This window comes from Mesorhizobium sp. M2A.F.Ca.ET.039.01.1.1, assembly GCF_003998035.1.
Classification (GTDB): Bacteria; Pseudomonadota; Alphaproteobacteria; order Rhizobiales; family Rhizobiaceae; genus Mesorhizobium.
This window is the reverse complement of record NZ_RZRY01001030.1, coordinates 1-1,738: the sequence shown is the minus strand read 5'-3', so window position 1 is coordinate 1,738 and position 1,738 is coordinate 1. Positions and strand designations below refer to the sequence as shown.

Below are 1,738 nucleotides of genomic sequence, written 5' to 3'. Positions count from 1 at the left end.
GGCCAATGTCGCCGGCGTGCTGTGGTTCGGCCGCGACAAGTCGGCGCTCGACATGGATCTCGGCGTCTGGGACGACGTCTTCAACATCAACCTGAAGTCCTTCGTGCACACGGCGCGCGCCGTCGTTCCCCACATGCGCGCCGGCGGGCGCGGCGGCGCCATGGTGCATTTCTCGACCATCCAGTGGTATCGCGGCGACCCCAACCCGCAGGACGCCTACCAGGCCTCGAAGGCCGGCGTGTGCGCGCTGTCCAAGTCGCTCGCCATGCAGCTTGCGAGCGAGCGCATCCGTTCGAATGCCATCTGCCCCGGCATGGCGCTGACGCCGCTGCAGGCGCGCTGGGACACCGAGGAAAAACGCGCCGCCGTTGCGAACTATGCGCCGCTTGGCCGCATCGGCACGCCGCAGGACATGGCCAATGCCGCGCTCTTCCTGCTCTCCGACGCCGCGAGCTACATCACCGGCATCGAACTCGCCGTCGATGGCGGCCTGCTGATGCGGATGTAAGCGCCTGGCGACCGTCGAATGGCGGCGTCAGGCAGCAACGGCCGTCCCCTGGATCGCCCTGCCCCAGTCGAGCAGCGGCTTGGCGCGAAGCGTGAAGTCGACGAGATCGTCGACCAGCGCCGGCGAATGGATCGTCGCCGGATCGATGTCGTGCCGGACCACGAAATGCCGGTTGCGCACCGCTTGGGTGAGATCCTCGTCGCCAACGTCTTCGAAGCCGCGCGGCGCCCGCTTCAGGCGGTCTTCCGCATCGAGTTCCAGCCCGGCCTTCTTGAGCGATGAAACCATGGCGCGGAACGCGGACGGCTTGGTGACGATCGCCTTGCGCATCGCCTGCAGCAGTTCAGGCGCTGGCTGCCACCAGGCAACGCCGGCGAAGCAGCGCTCGAGCCCGATATGCACATAGAAGACGCCCTGCTCCATCTTGGTGCCGTCGGGCGACAGGATCGCTGAGAGATGCCGGTTATAGGGCCGCTTGTCCTTTGAGAAGCGCACGTCGCGATTGATGCGGAACAGCGACCTCTTGCGGTCACCGCGCAGCCCGAGCTTGGCTGCTTCGAAGCGCGTGGTGAGCGTCTCGACCAGATCGCAGAACGGTCCGTGCAGCTCGCTGTCGAAGAGGTCGCGGTTCTCCTGGAACCATTCGCGGCTCTGATGGAAATCGAGCGCCTTGAGGAACGGGATGGCCTTCGGCCCAAATCCCTTGAACGCGCCAGTCATCAGCCAGCCCTGCCGATGCGCTGCAGCCAGGTGTCCTCGTCGATCACCTCGATGCCGAGCTCGCTTGCAACTTTCAGCTTCGAGCCGGCGCCGGGCCCCGCCACCACCAGGTCGGTCTTGGCCGAAACCGAGCCAGCCACCTTGGCGCCGAGCCGCTCGGCCATCGCCTTGGCCTCGGAGCGCGTCATCTTTTCCAGCGTGCCGGTGAACACCACCGTCTTGCCGGAGACTTCGCTGCCGGCCGAGATTTCCATGACATAAGGCTTGGGGTGGACCTGCGCGAGCAAGGCATCCAGCACGTCGTCGTTGCGCTCATTGCCGAAAAAGTCGCGCAACGCGTTGATCACCGTGTCGCCGATGCCGTTGATCGACGGGAAGACGCTGTGCGGATCCTCCGCCTTTGCCGTCTCCTTGCCGACGCGGATCAGCTCCTCGATGGTCGAGAACTGGCGGGCAAGCACGGCCGCCGTCGTCTCGCCGATATGGCGGATGCCGAGCGCGAAGATGAAG

Annotated in this window: 3 protein-coding genes; 1 reads left to right on the top strand and 2 read right to left on the bottom strand. The window is 65.8% G+C overall.

Annotation, left to right across the window (positions count from 1 at the left end; translation table 11 throughout):
- The coding region (locus tag EOA24_RS36930) for an SDR family oxidoreductase (RefSeq protein WP_133374848.1) at nt 1–508 on the top strand (508 nt) is incomplete at its 5' end.
- 27 nt (nt 509–535) lie between these two features.
- On the opposite strand, the gene EOA24_RS36925 is transcribed toward EOA24_RS36930, so the two are convergent.
- Nucleotides 536–1,228 carry a TIGR02453 family protein gene (locus EOA24_RS36925; protein ID WP_126082006.1) on the bottom strand — a complete coding sequence of 231 codons (693 nt, stop codon included), beginning with the start codon at nt 1,226–1,228 and terminating at the stop codon, nt 536–538.
- Nucleotides 1,228–1,738: BRCT domain-containing protein (locus EOA24_RS36920; RefSeq protein WP_281059927.1), on the bottom strand; the 511-nt coding region annotated here is incomplete at its 5' end. The genes EOA24_RS36920 and EOA24_RS36925, both read right to left, overlap by 1 nt.

Bases quoted from the DNA above. Each gene is read 5' to 3' on its own strand.
- EOA24_RS36925 (WP_126082006.1), bottom strand. From the start codon at position 1,228: ATGACTGGCGCGTTCAAGGGATTTGGGCCGAAGGCCATCCCGTTCCTC.